12 protein-coding genes are annotated in these 16609 nt (G+C 67.2%); 10 read left to right on the top strand and 2 right to left on the bottom strand.

What is annotated here, in order from left to right; all coding sequences use genetic code 11:
* The 4 genes from glmS (at position 1) to CAG33_RS12810 (ending at position 5655) form a co-directional block, all read left to right on the top strand.
* Positions 1–1833, top strand: coding sequence for a glutamine--fructose-6-phosphate transaminase (isomerizing) (glmS, locus tag CAG33_RS12825; RefSeq protein ID WP_085638699.1), 1833 nt, complete (start codon positions 1–3; stop codon positions 1831–1833).
* Positions 1834–1903: 70 nt separating this feature from the next.
* Positions 1904–2830 (top strand): LysR family transcriptional regulator, encoded by a 927-nt coding sequence (locus CAG33_RS12820; protein ID WP_085630345.1) that lies wholly within the window; start codon positions 1904–1906, stop codon positions 2828–2830.
* Between the two features lie 104 nt (positions 2831–2934).
* Entirely contained in the window at positions 2935–3561 is a 627-nt protein-coding gene (locus tag CAG33_RS12815; RefSeq protein WP_085579229.1) for a glutathione S-transferase family protein, read from the top strand.
* A 63-nt stretch (positions 3562–3624) separates the two neighbouring features.
* Positions 3625–5655 (top strand): pyridoxamine 5'-phosphate oxidase family protein, encoded by a 2031-nt coding sequence (locus CAG33_RS12810; RefSeq protein ID WP_085630341.1) that lies wholly within the window; start codon positions 3625–3627, stop codon positions 5653–5655.
* A gap of 47 nt (positions 5656–5702) precedes the next feature.
* On the opposite strand, the gene CAG33_RS12805 is transcribed toward CAG33_RS12810, so the two are convergent.
* Positions 5703–7070 (bottom strand): glycosyltransferase family 1 protein, encoded by a 1368-nt coding sequence (locus tag CAG33_RS12805; RefSeq protein WP_085638696.1) that lies wholly within the window; start codon positions 7068–7070, stop codon positions 5703–5705.
* A gap of 524 nt (positions 7071–7594) precedes the next feature.
* Between CAG33_RS12805 and CAG33_RS12800 the strand changes: the two genes are divergently transcribed.
* The 6 genes from CAG33_RS12800 (at position 7595) to CAG33_RS12775 (ending at position 15939) form a co-directional block, all read left to right on the top strand.
* Positions 7595–9154, top strand: coding sequence for a glycosyltransferase (locus CAG33_RS12800; protein WP_085638693.1), 1560 nt, complete (start codon positions 7595–7597; stop codon positions 9152–9154).
* Positions 9148–10452, top strand: coding sequence for a glycosyltransferase (locus CAG33_RS12795; RefSeq protein ID WP_085638690.1), 1305 nt, complete (start codon positions 9148–9150; stop codon positions 10450–10452). Before CAG33_RS12800 ends, CAG33_RS12795 begins: the two co-directional genes overlap by 7 nt.
* A gap of 4 nt (positions 10453–10456) precedes the next feature.
* Positions 10457–11611, top strand: coding sequence for an acyltransferase (locus CAG33_RS12790; RefSeq protein WP_085638686.1), 1155 nt, complete (start codon positions 10457–10459; stop codon positions 11609–11611).
* Positions 11605–12420 (top strand): class I SAM-dependent methyltransferase, encoded by an 816-nt coding sequence (locus CAG33_RS12785; protein WP_085579219.1) that lies wholly within the window; start codon positions 11605–11607, stop codon positions 12418–12420. Before CAG33_RS12790 ends, CAG33_RS12785 begins: the two co-directional genes overlap by 7 nt.
* Positions 12421–12623: 203 nt before the next feature.
* Entirely contained in the window at positions 12624–13820 is a 1197-nt protein-coding gene (locus tag CAG33_RS12780; RefSeq protein ID WP_085638683.1) for a DUF3142 domain-containing protein, read from the top strand.
* Positions 13807–15939, top strand: coding sequence for a hypothetical protein (locus CAG33_RS12775; RefSeq protein ID WP_085638680.1), 2133 nt, complete (start codon positions 13807–13809; stop codon positions 15937–15939). Before CAG33_RS12780 ends, CAG33_RS12775 begins: the two co-directional genes overlap by 14 nt.
* Here the strand turns inward: CAG33_RS12775 and CAG33_RS12770 are convergent.
* A complete protein-coding gene (locus CAG33_RS12770; RefSeq protein ID WP_085630326.1) occupies positions 15936–16565 on the bottom strand; it encodes a LysE family translocator in 630 nt (209 codons plus the stop codon). The two genes, CAG33_RS12775 and CAG33_RS12770, sit on opposite strands and share 4 nt — an antisense overlap.
* Positions 16566–16609: the final 44 nt, after the last annotated feature.

Here is a 16609-nt window from a genome sequence, read left to right as displayed (position 1 = left end):
ATGTGTGGAATTGTCGGCGCCGTCGCTGAACGCAGCATCACCGCCATCCTGCTCGAAGGCCTCAAGCGCCTCGAATACCGGGGCTACGACAGCGCCGGCGTGGCGGTGTACACCAACGCCAACACCCTGGAGCGCACCCGCCGCGTGGGCAAGGTCAGCGAACTGGACGCGGCCCTGGCCGAGCACCCGCTGGTCGGTCGCCTCGGCATCGCCCACACCCGCTGGGCGACCCACGGCGCGCCGAGCGAGCGTAACGCCCACCCGCATTTCTCCGGCGACATCGCCGTGGTGCACAACGGCATCATCGAGAACCATGAAGCCTTGCGCGAACAACTGAAGGCGCTCGGGTATGTCTTTTCCTCGGACACCGACACCGAAGTCATCGCCCACCTGCTCAACCACAAGCTCAAGGAGCTGAAGGACCTGACCGTCGCCCTCAAGGCCACCGTCAAGGAACTGCACGGCGCCTACGGCCTGGCGGTGATCAGCGCGCAGCAGCCCGATCGCGTGGTCGCCGCCCGCAGCGGCAGCCCGCTGGTGATCGGCCTGGGCCTGGGCGAGAACTTCCTCGCCTCCGACCAATTGGCCCTGCGTCAGGTCACCGACCGCTTCATGTACCTGGAAGAGGGCGACATCGCCGACATCCGCCGCGACAGCGTGCAGATCTGGGACGTCAACGGCCAGGCCGTCGAGCGCCAGACCGTGCAGTACAGCGACGGCGCCGAAGCCGCCGACAAGGGCGAGTTCCGCCACTACATGCTCAAGGAAATCCACGAGCAGCCAACGGTGGTGCAACGCACCCTGGAAGGTCGCCTGAGCCAGGACCAGGTCCTCGTTCAAGCCTTCGGCCCGCAGGCCGCCGAACTGTTCGCCAAGGTGCGCAACGTGCAGATCGTCGCGTGCGGCACCAGCTACCACGCCGGCATGGTCGCCCGTTACTGGCTCGAAGAGCTGGCCGGCATTCCGTGCCAGGTCGAAGTCGCCAGCGAGTTCCGCTACCGCAAGGTGGTGGTGCAGCCGGACACCCTGTTCGTCACCATTTCCCAGTCCGGCGAAACCGCCGACACCCTGGCCGCGCTGCGCAACGCCAAGGAACTGGGCTTCCTCGCCAGTCTGGCGATCTGCAACGTCGGCATCAGCTCGCTGGTGCGCGAGTCCGACCTGACCCTGCTGACCCAGGCCGGCCGCGAAATCGGTGTGGCTTCGACCAAGGCCTTCACCACCCAACTGGTGGGCCTGCTGCTGCTCACCCTGTCCCTGGGTCAGGTGCGCGGCACCCTGGGCGCCGGTGTCGAAGCCACCCTGGTGGAAGAACTGCGCCGCCTGCCGACCCGCCTCGGCGAGGCCCTGGCCATGGACAGCACCGTGGAGAAGATCTCCGAGCTGTTCGCCGAGAAGAACCACACCCTGTTCCTGGGCCGTGGCGCGCAATTCCCGGTGGCGATGGAAGGGGCCCTGAAACTCAAGGAGATCTCCTACATCCACGCCGAGGCCTACCCGGCCGGCGAGCTGAAGCACGGCCCGCTGGCGCTGGTGGACAACGACATGCCGGTGGTCACCGTCGCGCCGAACAACGAACTGCTGGAGAAGCTCAAGTCCAACCTGCAGGAAGTCCGCGCCCGCGGCGGCGAACTCATTGTGTTCGCCGACGAAAAGGCCGGGATGTCCAACGGCGAAGGCACCCACGTGGTGCAGATGCCGCACATCAACGACATCCTGTCGCCGATTCTCTACACCATCCCGCTGCAACTGCTGTCGTACTACGTCGCCGTGCTCAAGGGCACCGACGTGGATCAGCCGCGCAACTTGGCGAAGTCGGTGACGGTGGAATAACTTATCCACAGCTGGCGTACCCTCAAGAATCGCAGCTTCGGCTGCGATTTTTTTCGACTCGAGGATTTCGATGGACCGCTTCCAGGAAATGCAGGTCTTCACCGCCGTCGCCCAGGAGCAAGGCTTCTCGGCGGCGGCGCGGCGGTTGGGGTTGTCGGCGGCCAGTGTCACCCGGGCGGTGGCGGCGCTGGAGCAGCGGATCGGCACGCAGTTGCTGGTGCGCACCACCCGCAGCGTGCATGTCAGCGAGGCGGGGCAGCGGTATCTGGAGGACTGCCGGCGGATCCTGGCCGAGGTGCAGGAGGCCGAGGATTCCGCCGCCGGCAGCCATGCCCGGCCCCGTGGGCAGTTGACGGTGACCGCGCCGGTGCTGTTCGGCGAGCTGTTCGTCACGCCGGTGATGGCCGGTTACCTGGCGCAGTATCCCGAGGTGTCGATCAATGCCTTGCTGGTGGATCGTGTGGTGAGCATGGTCGAGGAGGGCGTCGACGTGGCGGTGCGCATCGGGGAGTTGCCGGACAGCAACCAGCACGCGATCCGGGTCGGCGAGGTGCGGCGGGTGATCTGCGGTTCGCCGTCGTACTTTGCCGCGCACGGGCGGCCGGAGAGCCCGCAGGATCTGGCCGGGGCGCCGGTGGTGGCGACCTCTTCCATCGGTCAGGTGCGCAACTGGCCGTTCATCGAGCACGGCGAACCGGTCAGCGTGCGCCCGGAGCCTCGACTGGTGGTGACCGCCAACCAGGCCGCCATCGCCGCCGCGTGCCTGGGGCTTGGGCTGACGCGGGTGCTGTCTTATCAGGTGGCCGGCAAGATCGCGTCCGGCGAACTGGAGATCGTCCTCGCCGAGTTCGAGCTGCCGCCGCTGCCGATCCACGTGGTGTATCAGGGCGGGCGCAAGGCTGCGGCGCGGGTGCGCAGTTTTGTCGACTACGCCGTGAAGGCGCTGCGCGAGCATCCGGGGTTGAAGAATGCGGCGTTATTTCGCCCAGTGAAATAATCGATTGCGTTTGCTGGTAATTCTATAGGTCTGGTGAAAGGCGGAAGATGGCCGCCACGGTTGTCGCCCATTCCGGGCGGCGCTTTCCTCCTGCGGAGTCGACCATGCAAGCGATCAAACTGTACAACTTCCCGCGTTCCGGCCACGCACACCGCGTGGAGTTGATGCTCTCGCTGCTGCAACTGCCCGTCGAACTGATCCTGGTCGACCTGGCCAAGGGCGAGCACAAGCAAGCGCCGTTTCTCGCCCTCAACAGCTTTGGCCAAGTGCCGGTGATCGACGACGGCGGCGTGGTGCTGGCCGACTCCAACGCGATCCTGGTGTACCTGGCGCAGAAGTACGGCAACGGCCGCTGGCTGCCGGCCGACCCGGTGGGCGCGGCACGGGTGCAGCGCTGGCTGTCGGTGGCGGCCGGCCCCATCGCCTTCGGTCCGGCGGCGGCGCGGCTGGTCACGGTGTTCGGCGCGCAACTGAATGCCGAGGAACTCATCACCCGCGCCCACAACCTGCTCAAGGTCATGGACCTGGAGCTGGGCAAGACCCCGTACCTGGCCGGTGCGGAGCCGACCATCGCCGATGTGTCCGCCTACAGCTACATCGCCCACGCGCCGGAAGGCAACGTGTCGCTGGACGACTACGCCAATGTCCGCGCTTGGCTGCAGCGTGTCGAAGCCTTGCCCGGTTTCGTCGGCATGCCGCGTACGGTGGCCGGCCTGCAGAAAACCGCCTGATGTCCACGGCCCGGCCGAGCCGGGCCATCCACACTGCGCCGGCGGCGTAGGGGAGGCTCTGTGATGGAACGTTCACCCTGGCACGCCGGCGAACGGCAACTGCAAAACCATGTCGGCGTCGCCGAGCGGATGGAGGCGTTCGGGCGCAAGGTGATCCGCACCTGGATGCCGGACCAGCACCGCGAGTTCTACCGGCAACTGCCGTTCATGCTGTACGGCGCGGTGGATGGCGAAGGCCGGCCCTGGGCCAGCGTGCTGGAAGGCGAGCCAGGGTTCGCCCGCTCGCCGGATCCGGAGCATCTGCACTTCCTGGGCCTGCCCGCCGCCGATGACCCGGCGGCGTTGCAGGACGGCGCCGCCATCGGCCTGCTCGGCATCGAATTGCACACCCGCCGCCGCAACCGGCTCAACGGGCGCATCGGCGCCCTTGGGGCCGACGGTTTCGAGGTGACGGTTGAGCAGTCCTTCGGCAACTGTCCGCAGTACATTCAGTTGCGTCAGTTTCAGCGCGTGCCGCTGACGGATCCGGCGACGCGGCCGGCCACGCACCTGGACGCCCTCGACGATGACGCCCGCGCCCTGATCGAAGGGGCCGACACCTTCTTTGTCGCCAGTTACGTCGAGGTCGACGGCCAGCGTTCGGTGGACGTCTCGCACCGTGGCGGCCAGGCCGGTTTCGTCCGGGTGCAGGGCAATCGCCTGACCATTCCGGACTTCGCCGGCAACCTGCATTTCAACACCCTCGGCAACCTGTTGCTCAACCCCCGGGCGGGGCTGCTGTTCATCGACTTTTCCACAGGCGACCTGCTGCAGCTCAGCGGGCGCACCGAAGTGATCCTCGATGATCCGCAGATCGCCGCGTTCCAAGGGGCCGAGCGGCTGTGGACGTTCGAGGTAGAAAAACTGGTGCGGCGGCCGGCGGCGTTGGCCTTGCGCTGGCGCTTCGAGGGCATGTCGCCCACCAGCCTGCTGACCGGCAACTGGCCCCAGGCCGAGGCGCGCCTGCAGGCCCAGGCGCTGGGCGACCGCTGGCGGCCGTTGCGGGTGGCGCGGATCGAGACGCAGAGCCGCAACATCCGCTCGTTCTATCTGGAGCCGGTGGACGGCGCCGGGCTGCCGGTGTTTCAGGCCGGCCAGCATTTGCCGCTGCGCTTCACCCTCGACGGTGAGACGCACATCCGCACCTACAGCCTGTCCGGGGCACCGTCGGACGATTTCTTCCGGATCAGCGTGAAGCGTGAAGGTCGGGTGTCGACGCACCTGCATGAACAGGTGCGTGTCGGCGATGTGCTGGAGGCGCGGGCGCCCCAGGGGCATTTCACCGTGGCGGCGCTGGAGCGGCGGCCCTTGGTGCTGCTGGCCGCCGGGGTCGGGGTCACGCCGCTGCTGTCGATGCTGCGTGAGGTCGTGTATCAGGGCCTGCGCACGCGGCGGATCCGGCCGACCTGGTTCATCCAGAGTTCCCGCAGCCTGGCCGACCAGCCGTTCCGCGCCGAGCTGGACCGGCTGCTGGAGGACACCGGGGACGCGGTGAGGGTGCTGCGCCTGCTCAGTCAACCCGAGGACGGCCTGCGCGAAGGCGAGGACTTCGACCTGCGCGGACGGATCGACGGCGACCTGCTGCGCAATCTGTTGACGGTCGATGACTTCGATCAGGTGGACTTCGTTCTGTGTGGCCCCGGCGCCTTTACCCAAGGCGTGTACGACAGCCTGCTGGCGCTGGATGTGCGGGATGCGCAGATCCATGCCGAAACCTTCGGCCCGTCGACGTTGCGCCGCCGGGCGGATCCGGACGCGGTGGTGATCGATCAGCCGCCGGCGGCCACTGCCCCGGTGCCGGTGGTGTTCGAGCGGTCGGCCAAGGAAGCCCGGTGGCATCCGGAGGGCGGCAGCCTGCTGGAGCTGGCGGAAAGCCGCGGCCTGCGTCCGGAGTTCAGTTGCCGGGGCGGTTCGTGCGGCACGTGCCGGACACGGCTGGTCAGCGGCGCGGTGCATTATCCACAGCCCCCGGCCGAAAGCCCGGAGGACGGGCATGTGCTGATCTGCTGCGCGGTGCCGGCCGCCGGAACCCAGGCCCTGGTGCTGGACCTGTGACCGGACGGGCCTGTGGATAACCGGTTCGCCGGGGGCCGGCGACCGGTTCAGGTGTATTGAAGGGAATGCACGTGTTGCGGGACAGGGCCGGACGGCAGGTTGCGCAAGGTGTGTGCCGCCATTTGCGCACTGGCCTCGCGCCAGGTGAGCCATTTCCAGTCGGCGACGTCACGGGCTGCCGGGAAGCGGCCGCTGCGTTCGAAGTCGCCGATCAGGTCGGCCAGCGTCTGCGGGTCGTTCAAGTCGAAATAGGCCATGAACTCGCGGCCGATCTCGCGGAACACCGGAATGTCGCTGCCCATCGCGGGCAAGCCGCGCTGCATCGCTTCCACCAGCGGCAGGCCGAAGCCTTCGACGTAGGAAGGAAAGACCAGCGAGCTGGCGCGGGAGTAGGCGTATTCCAGGCTGGTGTCGTTCAGGTCGTTGAACATGAACAGCCGTTGGTTGAACTCGCGGTGGTTGCGGATCCGCGCAAGCAACGTTTCGCACTTCCAGCCGATGTGCCCGGCGATGCACAGGCGCGCCTTGGAGCCGGCGGCCCAGGCGCGTTCGAAGGCGTCGAGCAGGTAACTGTGATTCTTGCGTGGCTCGATGGTGCTGACCATCAGGTACACCGGCTTGGGGGTGGAGAACAGGCGTTCCAGGCCTGGCTCGACGGCCGCGTCGGCGGCGCTCAGGTCCAGCTCGCAGCCCAGGTGAAAATAGTCGAACCAGGTTTTGCGCGCCGCCGCGTGGCCGAGGCGCCGCTCCAGTTCGCTGCGCATCTGGTCGCGCACGGTCGCCGAAATGGCGACGTAACCGTCGGCGATGCGGGTGATCCAGTCGAACCAGGTGTTGAAGACCTGCACCAGGCGCGCGTCGTAGAAATGCGGGTGGGTCAGCGGAATGAGGTCGTAGATCACGGCCGTGATGCCGACGCCTTCACGCTTGAGCTGTTCGGCGTGGGGAAAGAAGTCCGGGTTCCACGAGGAGTCGAGCAGCACCAGTTGATCCCCCGGCCGATGCTGCAGCGGTTCGCAGCGGCTGGGCAGTTGATGGCGGTTGATCCGTTCGACCAGGCGCAGCGGCACGCTGAAGGCGGCCATGGCGCTGAGCCGGTAGGCTGCGTAAAACGCCCGGCGGGCGATCCGGCTGGTGAGGCGGCGGTCACGGGCCTGATACCACTGCAGGAAATGATGGGCCAGACGCTCCAGGCGTCCGCCGAACTCTACGATGCGGTTGGACAGGGGCGTGTCCAAGGGGGCCAGGCGCAGCACGCGGTACAGCTTGCCGTTGAGGAACACCACCGGCACGCACTCGACGCCGTCCACGCTGGGCGGCAATTGGTTGATGACGTTGCGCACCACCCGCTGGATGCCGGAGTTGATCTGCGGATGCTGGAAAACGTGGGTGCATTCCACCAGCAGGCGCGTCATGACATGCCCCCCGGCAGACGCCCGCCGGCCGTGTCCGGATGCAGCTTGGCAGGTGGCTCACCGGAGCCTTTGGTCACCGGAACGAACGGACAGTTTTTCAAACCGCGATCCCTTGGTCTTGAACTCTCACCGTTTTCCCACAGGCTTGGGGGGAATGTCTGTCAGACCGGAGCTAGAGCCCCTGTAAGAGGACAGGCGAGGTTGTTGTAGTTGTTTGGTTGCCAATCTGTGCCAATTAATCAGCAATTTCAACAAGTCTTACCGTGACCGGTCAGTTCTGCTTTGCGCTGCCCCATTTATTCGCGCCGGATGGTTCACGAAGTCGCGGCGGATGTGTTTAGAATGCCCCTCGTCACGATTGGCCGAGGTTCGGCAGGGCGACGCGAGAACCCTGTGAAGCTGACCACTAAAACAAGAACGTAGACGGATCGAACACCAGGGCCTGCGCCATCCGCGACTTGCCCGGTTGCAGTTCTCCGTCATGAAATGAAATGGCCGGGACGGCTGTTTCATCGTGGGATGCCATGAATTTCATTCTCTACTCCGACGTCAACGACCACTCCATCAGCCAGAGCCTGGGACGTCCCGAATACAGCTACTACTTTGTGCTCAAGGCCTACCGGCCGGTGCTCGAAAGCCTCGGGCAAGTGCATGTGGTGTCTTCCCCCGCCGAAGTCGATCCCCTTTACCGGCAGTTGCTCGCCCGTGGCGAAGACTGTCTGTTCCTGTCGTTCGCACCGCCCCAGAAAACCCCGACCGAGCTGGCCTGCCCGATGGTCTGCGTGGTCGCCTGGGAGTTCGATTCGATCCCCGACGAGCAGTGGGACGACGATCCGCGCCATGACTGGACGCGCATGCTGGCGCGCCATGGCCGGGTGATCACGCTGTCGAGCCACACCGCCCGGGCGATTCGCCGGGCCATGGGCGACGACTTTCCCGTGCTGGTCCTGCCCACCCCGCTGTGGGAGAACTTTGCCGCCATCCGCGAGCGGCAGGCCGATGCGCCGGTGAACCCGGGCATGACGCTGTCGATCAAGGGCTGCATTTTCGACACCCGCACCCTGGCCCTGTCGGCCGACGACCTGGTGCCCAAGCCGCTGACGCCGGAAGAGGAAGCGGCGCTCGAGGCGCTGCGTCCGCCGCCCTTGACCCTCAAGCGCCGTTTCGTCATCGCCCGGCACTTCTTGCGCCAGTGGGCGCTGGATCTCGGCCGCGAGCAAGGCGTGCCGCGGGTCAAGTTCCTGCACCACTGGTACTGGGAAGGGATCCGCGACCTGCTGTCGGACAAGGCCCACGGGTGGCTGGCCCGGCAACTGCCGGCGATCGCCGGCCCGCAGGCGGTGGCTGAGCCTGCGCCTGCGCCGCTGAACCTGCCGGACACCTCGCAGGTGGTCGAGACCCGGGTCGACGGGGTGGTGTACGTCACCGTGTTCAACCCCAAGGACGGCCGCAAGAACTGGCACCAGATGATCACCGCGTTCTGCTGGGCGTTTCGCGAAACGCCTGACGCGACGCTGGTGCTGAAGATCACCCAGAACGATCTGGCGTCCTATCACGGCGAGTTGATGACCCTGCTGGCGCAGCTGTCGCCTTTCGCGTGCCGCGTCGTGGTGATGCACGGCTACCTGGACGATGCCCAATATGCCCGGCTGTACGAGGCCGCCAGTTTCTACGTCAACGCGTCGCGCTGCGAAGGCCTGTGCCTGCCGCTGATGGAGTTCATGGCCAGCGGCAAGCCGGCCATCGCTCCGGACCATACGGCCATGGAGGACTACATCGACGACAGCGTGGCGTTCGTGGTCAAGTCCAGCGAAGAGCTGACCATCTGGCCCCAGGACTCGCGGATCATCTACCGCACGCTGCGCCACCGGCCCGACTGGGGATCGCTCAAGGACGCCTACGAAAACAGCTACCGGCTCGCCAAGAGCCAGCCGCAGGCTTACCGGCACTTGTCCGTCGCTGCGCTCGAACGCATGCGCGCCTACTGTGCGTTCGCGCCGGTGCAAAAAAGGCTGGCGGACTTCCTTGGGCTGGTGCCGCCGAGCGCCGTTGCCGCACCCGTTACGGAAGACGCCTCATGCTGATCATCATTCATTCCGAAACCAACCAGCACACCATCGAGCGCAACCTCGGCCGCTCCGAGTACAGCTATTACTTCGTGCTCAAGGAGTATCGGCCCGTGCTCGAGCGCCTGGGGCGGGTGGTCGAAGTCCGCGATCCGCAGCGCGAGGTCGATGCGCTGTACCTTGAGTGCGTCGCCCGCGGCGAGCCTTGCGTGTTCCTGTCCTTTTCGCCGCCGCACCGCACGCCGGTGCACCTGGCCTGCCCGACCTTGCCGGTGTTCGCCTGGGAGTTCAGCACCATCCCCGACGAACCGTTCGCCGGCGAGCCGCGCAACGACTGGCGCACCGTGCTGCAGGCCTGCGGCGCGGCCATCACGCATTCCGGCTACACGGTCGATGCCGTGCACCAGGCGATGGGAACCGATTACCCGATCATCTCCGTGCCGGCTCCGGTATGGGACCGCTTCAGCGCCCGTGGCACGTCGGCTCAGGCTCGGCCGCAGACGGGGCCGGTGCGTTTGACGATCAAAGGGCTGGTGGCCGACAGCCGTCAGCTCGACCTGGAGGCGTTCGGCCCGGTGCATCTTCGCCGCGGCAAGGCCATCGACTTCAAGGCGCCGGTCCAGGAGCAGGAACTGGTGCTCGACGGCGTGGTGTACACCTCGGTGTTCAACCCCGGCGACGGCCGCAAGAACTGGGAGGACATGCTCAGCGCCTTCTGCGTCGCCTTCCGCGACACCGAGGATGCGACGCTGGTGCTCAAGCTCACGCATCACGACGCCGAAGAGGCGCTCGGCGACATCCTCCATCACCTCTACAAGAACCAGTCCTATCGCTGCCGCATCGTGCTGATCCACGGCTACCTGGCGGATGCGGACTACGAACGGCTGGTGCAGGCGACCCGCTATGTGGTGAACACCTCCTACGGCGAAGGGCAATGCCTGCCGCTGATGGAGTTCATGTCCTGCGGCAAGCCGGCCGTGGCCCCGCGCACCACGGCGATGATCGATTACCTGGACGGGGACAACGCGTTCCTGGTGCGCACCACCGACGAACTCACCGCGTGGCCCCACGACCCGCGCAAGGCCTACCGGACCTTGCGCTACATCACCGACTGGGCGTCGGTGCGCGACGCCTACCGGGCCAGCTACGAGGTGGCCAAGCACGATCCGCAACGCTACGCGCAGATGTCGGCGCACGCGGTGCGCAGCCTTCAGGCCTTTTGCAGCCAGGCCGTGGCGGAGCAGCGCTTGCGCGATTTCCTGGGGCGGGCGCAGGCGTTGTGCGCGACGGTCCCTGCGCAAACCTGCGGTGCCTGAGCCGATGAGCGAACGGCGGATCCTGGACATCGAAGTGCTGCGGGCCATTGCGGTGCTGGGGGTGCTGTTCCATCACCTGCAAGGCAGCCTGTTCACCGATCCGGTGCCGTTGCTGGAGACGATCCATGCCTGGGCGCAGCCGTGGTGGGGCGTCGACCTGTTTTTCGCGATCTCCGGGTTCGTCATCGCCCGCAGCCTGATTCCGGTGCTGCGCGGTTGCGAAGGCCGCCAGGCGCAGTGGCTGCAGGTGCGCGACTTCTGGTTGCGCCGGGCGTTCCGGCTGCTGCCGTCGGCCTGGCTGTGGCTGGCGCTGATGCTGCTGGCCTGCGTGTTCCTCAACCGTTCGGGGGCCTTCGGCACCTGGCAGGCCAACGTGCAGGCCACCTTCGCAGGGGTGTTTCAATACGCCAACTTCCGCTTCGCCGACAGTTTTTTCCATTACGAGTACGGCAGCAGTTTCGTCTACTGGAGCCTGTCGCTGGAGGAACAGTTCTACCTGCTGTTTCCGCTGTTGATCCTGGTGTGCCGCAAGCGACTGGTCTGGGCCTTGCTCGCCTTGGTCGCGGTGCAGCTCTTCACCGTGCGCACGCCGCTGCTGATGGTGATCCGCACCGATGCGCTGGCGTTGGGCGTGCTGCTGGCGATGTGGAGCGCGCAAGCGTCGTGGCGGCGCTTCGAACCGAGGTTCCTGAGCCGGCCCTGGCTCGGCCTCCCGACGTTGATCGCGGTCGCGGCGTTGCTGAGCTTCATGGCCACCGACCGTTTCACCTTCGCCCCTTACCGCATCGGCTCGATCGCCGTGCTCGGCGCGGCGCTGGTGTGGATCGCATCGTACAACGGCAACTACCTGCTGCCGGCGGGTCGGACGCAACGACTGATGGCGTGGATCGGCAGCCGCTCCTACGGCATCTACCTGATCCACATTCCGGCCTATCAACTGGTGCGCGAACTGAGTTGGCGCCTGCAGGCCGCCGGCCTTCCCGACTTCGGCGGCCACCCGGTCGCCACGCTCCTGGCCGCCGCCGGCCTGATCGCGCTGCTGAGCGAACTGAACTACCACCTGATCGAAATGCCCATGCGCAACCGCGGCGCCGCCCTGGTGCGGCGCCTGCGCACGTCACCCACCGCCGTCCCATCCCCTGGAGCCACCTCATGCTGAGCCTTTTGAAGAAACTCACGGCGGCGCCGTCCGCCGAGCCTGTCGCCCCGGTCGCCGACAAGGTCGATCCGTACATGCTCGGGCTGCGCGACGCCATGCTCAGCGGCTGGTTCAACCAGGAGACCGGCGAGCTGTTCACAGGCTTTCCGGTGACGGCCGACGACACCCTGCTGGATGTGGGCTGCGGCGACGGCGGCAACGTGCATTTCTGCGGGATGCGCGGGGCGAAGATCATCATCGCCGACATCGACGGCGCCAAGGTCGAGGCCACTCGCCAGCGTCTGGGCGACACGCCGGCGCGCGACGTCGAGTGCCATGTCACCGACTGCAACCCGCTGCCGATCGCCGACGCCACCGCCACCCGCGTGGTGTCCACCGAAGTCATCGAGCACGTCGACGACCCGGCGCAGTTCCTCGCCGAACTGGTGCGGGTCGGCCGGCCGGGGGCGCTGTACCTGCTGAGCGTGCCGCACCCAAGCTCCGAAGACCTGCAGAAGGACATCGCCGCGCCGGAGTATTTCCAGAAGCCGAACCACATCCGGATCATCGGCGAGGAGCAGTTCAAGGGCATGGTCAGCGACGCGGGCCTGGAGATCATCAGCCACAGTTCGTACGGCTTCTACTGGTCGATGTGGATGCTGCTGTTCTGGGAGGCGAAGGTGGACTTCAGCAACGCCGACCATCCGCTGCTCAACCACTGGGCCGACACCTGGAAAACCGTGCTCGACTCGCCGCGTGGCGCGCAGATCAAGCAGGCGCTGGATGCGGTCGTGGCGAAAAGTCAGGTGATCATCGCCCGCAAGCCGTAGTGCCGGCGCGGGATAGTGCGGTGCGGTGACTGACGCCATCGCAGGCTGGCCCCACCGTGTGTGGGCCGCGCCGGCCACTGTGAGAGCGGGCTTGCCCCGGGCGGCGATCCGCCGATGGCGTCAGTTCAGTCAACCAAGATGTCGGTCGCTTGCAAAGGTTTTGTGTACCCTTGGCGCTTTGCGTGGTCAGGGAGTCGCAAGCAATGCGGTTTTTCATCGGGCTGTCGGCGGTGCTGGCCATCGCCACTTGGCTCACGGCCTGTGAGCGGACGCCGGCGCCGCCCCTCGACCAGCAGCTCTACATCTGGCAGCGCCAATGGACGCCCGCCCACGGGGCTGCGCTGCGTGACAGCCGCGCTGACTTTTCCACGGTGCGGGTGCTGGCGTTGCAGGCGTTTCCACAGGCGGGATGGAGCCGGGCGCGGATTGATCCGGCGTTGCTCCGCCAGGACGGTCGGCCGCTGATTGCGGTGGTTCGACTCGACGGCCAGCTCAAGTCCCTGGATCTTGCGCACGCCACGGCGCAGATCCTTCAGGTGCTCGACGACTGGCGCGGACAGGGGCTGACGTTGGCCGGCGTTGAGATCGACCACGATGCCGGCAGCGCACGGCTGCCGGCCTATGCCGAATTCCTCGCCCATCTGCGCCCGGCGCTGCCGCCCTCGTTGCCGCTGAGCATCACCGCGTTGCCGGCGTGGCTGGACAGCCCGCAATTGCCGGCGTTGCTGGCGACGGTCGACAGCAGTGTGCTGCAGGTGCATGCGGTGAGCGATCCGCGTCGGGGCCTGTTCGATGCGGATCAGGCGCGGCGCTGGGCGGACGCCTGGGGACGGGTCAGCGACAAGCCGTTCTACCTGGCGCTGCCGGCCTACGGTGTGGCGCTGTTGCCGGACAGCGGCGGGGCGCCGGAAGTGGAGAGCGAGGTCGCGATCCCGCGGCGCGGCGAACGCCGCGAACTGCTCGCCGATCCACAGGCCTTGAGCCGGCTGGCCAGCGGACTGCGGGATAACCCCCCGGCGCATCTGGCCGGCCTGATCTGGTTCCGCCTGCCGCTGGCCAACGACCGCCGGGCCTGGAGCCTGACCACGTTGCGTGCCGTCGCCCGCGGCGAACCCCTGTCGAGCAGCCTCGGCGTGAGCTTCACGGTGCAGGACGGACTCTACGACATCGGCCTCGCCAACCGGGGCAATCTCGACAGCGCTTGGCCCGCGCGCCTGACGGTCAAGGCCCGGGACTGCGTCGGCGCCGACGCCCTGGCCGGTTACTCGTTGCAACAAACGCCGGATCTGCTTACCTTCACCCGCCTGCGCGACGGCCGGTTGCCGGCGGGCGGTCAGCGTGCTGTCGGTTGGGCGCGTTGCGCACACATTGATCAAGGAGGTTCGCATGTTGACCCGTAACTGGCCCCGCCACCTGCTCTGCCTGAGCCTCAGCCTGCCGCTGGGCACGGCGCTGGCCTGCGGCCCGGACTTCCCGATGCGCCTGCTCGACAACCGCGGGCAATCGCTGGCGGAGCTGCCGGAGGGCAACTTCAACTTCGAGATCAGCCGCTTGGGCAAAGCCATCGACGGGCTCAAGCTCACGACGGTGGCCACCCACAACCCGGACGCCTACGGCGAGCCCGGCGAATACGTCGACGAGCGCGAGCAGGCCGAGCAGGCGGACCTGAGCGAAGCTGCGCAGGCGCAGGTCAAGCGCTTGCGCAGCCTCGGCGATGCCCGTCAGGCCTATGAGCAGGGAACCGGCCTTCCCGCCGAAGTTCGCCTGTACGTGGCCGGCGCCGTGGCGTTCGCCGCCGCCGATTACCCGCTGGCCGCCGACTACTTCAGACAGGTGCTGGCGCTGCCGGCGGATCAGCGTCCGTTGCGCAGCACGTGGGCGGCGTACTCCCTGGGCCGTTCCCTGTACGCCATGAGCGGGCAGGCGGACGACGCCCTCGACCCGCTGGAGCAGGCGCTCGCCGCGTTCCGCCAGACCCGCCAGCTGAACATCGACGGTTTCAGCGACCCGCTGGAACTGGGCGTGGCCAGCCTCGGCGAAGAGGCCCGGGTGCTGCGCACCACCGGCGACTGGAACGGCGCCATCGAACTGTACGCGGCGCAGAACCAGCATGGCTCTATGGTAGGGGCGTCTTCGCTGAAACTGCTGGTGAACGACCTGGTGGCGCTGCCCGAGGATCAACTGGCCAAGCTGCTGCGGGGCAAAGCGGTGCAGCAACTTGTCACGGCCTCGCTGATCAGCCGGATCGGCTGGTCGTTCGGCGAACAGCCGGAGCGCGAGAAAGCGCTGATCAAACTGCTGCAGGACAGCACCCGCGGCAGCCTGGACAACGCCGACCGCCTGGCGGCGATGAACTATCAGCAGGGCGACTACGCCACCGCCAAGGCGTTTCTCGAACACGCCGGGGACGGTGGGCTGGCCTGGTGGCTGCGGGCGAAACTGGCGGTGCGCGACGGCGATTCCAACGCCGCCGCAGCGGCGTACGCCAAAGCCGCCCAGGCCTTCCCGAAGGACGAATCGTGGGGCGAGCGGCGCACGCCGGACTGGGCCTTCGAAACCCTGCGGCCCAAGTGCCGGGTGGACGGCGAAAGCGCGATCCTCGACCTGCAGCGCGGCGATTACCTGCAAGCCTTCGACCGGCTGTACCAGAGCCAGGACATTTACTGGTTCGACGCCGCGACCGTGGCCGAGCGGGTGCTGACCCTCGATGAGCTCAAGCGCTACGTCGATGAGAAAGTGCCGGCGCCGCCGGTGCTGAGCCAGCAGGACCGCGACAACTACGTGCCGCTGTCGGTGGCGGCGAACCTGCGCAACCTGTTGGGCCGGCGCTTGCTGCGCGAAGGTCGCTACGAAGAGGCGGTCGGCTACTTCGACAATCCCGACCTGCAGAACAAGGCCCGGCTGTACGGTCAGCAGCGCCTGAACGCCGACTCGGCCTGGTGGCCGACCAAACGCGCCGCCGCGCTGTTCAACGCGGCCTGGACGGCCCGGGAATGGGGCATGGACATCCTCGGCTACGAGATGGCGCCGGATTACGCGACGTTCGGCGGCAACTACCGCCTGGAAACCACCGAACTGAAAGTCGGCCCGTTGGTGGCCGACGCCGAAGTGCAGCGCCAGAAGGCCAGCGAGGCGCAGCCCGACGTGCGTTACCACTACCGGTTCGTCGCCACCGCATTGGCCAACCGCGCGGCCGACAACCTGCCGCACACCAGCCAGGCGTTCGCCGCCGTGCTGTGTACGGCGGCCGGCTGGAACAGCAGCGAGGAGGATCAGCGCGGGCTGTACCAGCGCTATGTGAAGGAAGGCCCGTACGTGCCGTGGGCGGTGGACTTCGGCCACCAGTGCCCGTATCCGGACTTCGAGAATGCCGACAAGCGTTACGTGACCCAGGTCACCGACGCCGTGCGCTCGACGCTGCGCCCTTACAAGTGGCCGGTGCAGATCGGCGCGGCCGTGGTGCTGGCGGGCGCTGCGCTGTGGCTGTTCGGCCGCCGACGCAAGGCCCGCAAAGCCTAGGCCTGCTGGACGAACGTCAGGCGCACGGCGAAACCGATCAACAGGCTGCCGAACAGCCACTGTTGCAGGCGCTGAGCCGAAGGGCTGTTGTGCAGCCAGCGGCCCAGGGCGGCGCCGGCCAGGGCGTAGGCGCTGTCGAACAGCAGCCCTGCGCCCACCAGCAAGGCACCGAGCACGGCGAACTGGGTGAGCACCGGCGCACCGTCGGCGACGATGAACTGCGGCAGCAGCACCGAGCAGAACAGCAACGCCTTGGGGTTGAGCAGATTGGTCAGCAGGCCGCGGCGCACCGCTTCGCGCCACTGCGCCTTCGCGTCCGGCACTTGCGCCGCGTTCAGGTCCGGCAGCAACGTGCTGCGCAGGCACTGGACGCCGAGCCACAGCAGGTAGGCCGCCCCGGCCAGGCGCACCACGTCGAACGTCCACGGCGCGGCCTTGAACAGCGCCGCCAGCCCCAGCCCCGCCAGCGCCACATGGCAGCCCCGGGCCACCGCCAGCCCGACGGCAGTGGCCAGCGCCGCACCGCGGCCCTGACGGGCGCCGGTCTGCAACAGCAGGATCATGTCCGGGCCCGGAAGCAGGTAGACCACCGCCAATGCCAGGAAAAACAGCCAGAGACTCGCCATGCCGCACCCCTTTCGTTGTCGATTCGGTCGGCTCAGTCTAGGGC

Source organism: Pseudomonas sp. B3(2017), from assembly GCF_002113595.1.
GTDB lineage: Bacteria > Pseudomonadota > Gammaproteobacteria > Pseudomonadales > Pseudomonadaceae > Aquipseudomonas > Aquipseudomonas ekonensis.
The sequence above is the reverse complement of the archived record's forward strand: the minus strand, read 5'-3'. Positions and strand labels throughout refer to the sequence as shown.

Coding starts and splice junctions, on each gene's coding strand:
- glmS (WP_085638699.1), top strand. CDS start 1: ATGTGTGGAATTGTCGGCGCCGTCGCTGAACGCAGCATCACCGCCATC.
- CAG33_RS12820 (WP_085630345.1), top strand. CDS start 1,904: ATGGACCGCTTCCAGGAAATGCAGGTCTTCACCGCCGTCGCCCAGGAG.
- CAG33_RS12815 (WP_085579229.1), top strand. CDS start 2,935: ATGCAAGCGATCAAACTGTACAACTTCCCGCGTTCCGGCCACGCACAC.
- CAG33_RS12810 (WP_085630341.1), top strand. CDS start 3,625: ATGGAACGTTCACCCTGGCACGCCGGCGAACGGCAACTGCAAAACCAT.
- CAG33_RS12805 (WP_085638696.1), bottom strand. CDS start 7,070: ATGACGCGCCTGCTGGTGGAATGCACCCACGTTTTCCAGCATCCGCAG.
- CAG33_RS12800 (WP_085638693.1), top strand. CDS start 7,595: ATGAATTTCATTCTCTACTCCGACGTCAACGACCACTCCATCAGCCAG.
- CAG33_RS12795 (WP_085638690.1), top strand. CDS start 9,148: ATGCTGATCATCATTCATTCCGAAACCAACCAGCACACCATCGAGCGC.
- CAG33_RS12790 (WP_085638686.1), top strand. CDS start 10,457: ATGAGCGAACGGCGGATCCTGGACATCGAAGTGCTGCGGGCCATTGCG.
- CAG33_RS12785 (WP_085579219.1), top strand. CDS start 11,605: ATGCTGAGCCTTTTGAAGAAACTCACGGCGGCGCCGTCCGCCGAGCCT.
- CAG33_RS12780 (WP_085638683.1), top strand. CDS start 12,624: ATGCGGTTTTTCATCGGGCTGTCGGCGGTGCTGGCCATCGCCACTTGG.
- CAG33_RS12775 (WP_085638680.1), top strand. CDS start 13,807: ATGTTGACCCGTAACTGGCCCCGCCACCTGCTCTGCCTGAGCCTCAGC.
- CAG33_RS12770 (WP_085630326.1), bottom strand. CDS start 16,565: ATGGCGAGTCTCTGGCTGTTTTTCCTGGCATTGGCGGTGGTCTACCTG.